1 protein-coding gene and 1 pseudogene are annotated in these 1,741 nt (G+C 64.7%); one reads left to right on the top strand and one right to left on the bottom strand.

Annotation, left to right across the window (positions count from 1 at the left end):
* Positions 1 to 896 (top strand): BCCT family transporter (locus AB4Y84_RS20860; protein ID WP_442250840.1); only part of this gene is annotated, 896 nt, incomplete at its 5' end.
* A gap of 120 nt (positions 897 to 1,016) precedes the next feature.
* On the opposite strand, the pseudogene acnA reads toward AB4Y84_RS20860, so the two are convergent.
* A pseudogene (gene acnA, locus AB4Y84_RS20855) lies at positions 1,017 to 1,741 on the bottom strand (aconitate hydratase); the annotation flags it as partial.

Genomic DNA, 1,741 nt, shown 5'->3' with positions numbered 1-1,741 from the left:
AGTCCGGCCTGGTCTACCTGTTCCACATCCCGGATACGCCGCAGGTGCTCGTGGCCATCGTGCTGGTGATGATGGTCGTGGCCACCATCGGCGTGGTTGCCGGCGTGGAGAAGGGCATCGCCTGGCTGTCCAACCTCAACGTGCGCCTGCTGTGCCTGCTGCTGCTGTTCGTGCTGGTGACCGGGCCAACCCTGCACCTGTTCGATGGCTTGGTGCAGAACACCGGCGACTATCTGGGCGCGTTCGTGCGCAAGAGCTTCGACATGTACCTTAACGACCCGAAGGGGCGTGAGTGGATGGGCTCGTGGACGTTGTTCTACTGGGCGTGGTGGATTGCCTGGGCGCCGTTCGTGGGCCTTTTCGTTGCGCGCATCTCGCGCGGCCGGACCATCCGCGAAGTGATCATGGGCGTGCTGCTGATCCCGTTGGGTTTCACGCTGGCCTGGCTGTCGATCTTCGGCAACACCGCCATCGACCTGGTGCTGAACCACGGCCAGGCGGTGCTGGGCCAAGTGGCTCAGCACGATGCGGCGATGACCCTGTTCAAGCTGCTGGAATACTTGCCCGCGGCGCCGTACATCGCTGGTGCGGCAGTGGTCATTGGTTTCGTGTTGTTCCTGACCCCGGTCGATTCGGGCACGCTGATGATCGCCAACCTGTGCACCCGGCGTGTCGATGATGGCGTGGAGGATGGGCATGACGCGCCGATCTGGCTGCGCGTGTTCTGGGCGGCGGGCATTACCGTGGCCAGTGTCGGCCTGTTGTTGGCCGGCAACTTCAGCGCGATGCAGACGGCGGTGGTGCTGTGTGGCCTGCCTTTCTCGTTCATCCTGGCGTTCTACATGTGGGGCCTGCTGAAGGCGCTGCGTACCGACCCGGACGCGCCGCGGCGGTAGGTGGCGCCGGGCCGCCACGCCCGGCGAGCAGCAAAGAAAAGGGCCGGATCTGTGAGGATCCGGCCCTTTTGTCTTGTCGCAGCCAGGCATGGCCTGGCTCTACCTACGCAGTACGCTCGATCAACGTGCAGCCAGCTGGCGCAGCACGTACTGCAGCAGGCCGCCGTGGCGGAAGTACTCCACTTCCTTCGGGGTCAGCAGCATCACCGAGACTTCGAAGGTCTTCTTGGTGCCGTCGGCCTTGGTCGCGGTGACCGTGGCGCGCTTGCTGGCGCCATCCTGCAGGCCGGTGACATCGATCACTTCCGAGCCATCCAGGCCCAGCGACTGTGCGTTTTCGCCGTTGCGGAACTGCAGCGGCAGCACGCCCATGCCGACCAGGTTGGAGCGGTGGATGCGTTCGAAGCTTTCGGCGATGACCGCCTTCACCCCCAGCAGCAGGGTGCCCTTGGCGGCCCAGTCACGCGACGAGCCGGTGCCGTATTCCTTGCCTGCCAGCACCACCAGCGGCACCTTGTCGGCCTTGTACTTCATTGCCGCATCGTAGATCGCCAGCTTTTCCGGCTGGCCGCCGTTGGCCGGGTAGTACAGGGTGTTGCCGCCTTCTTCGCCACCGAACATCAGGTTCTTGATGCGGATGTTGGCGAAGGTGCCGCGGACCATCACGTCATCGTTGCCGCGGCGGCTGCCGTAGCTGTTGAAGTCGGCCGGCTGCACGCCGCGCTCCTGCAGGAAGCGGCCCGCCGGCGAATCCTTCTTGATGTTGCCGGCCGGGGAGATATGGTCGGTGGTGATCGAATCGCCGAACAGGCCCATCACCCGTGCGCCGTGCACATCATCGATGC

Source organism: Stenotrophomonas sp. 2YAF22 (assembly GCF_052114665.1).
GTDB lineage: Bacteria > Pseudomonadota > Gammaproteobacteria > Xanthomonadales > Xanthomonadaceae > Stenotrophomonas > Stenotrophomonas indicatrix.
This window is presented reverse-complemented; position numbering and strand designations above follow the sequence as displayed.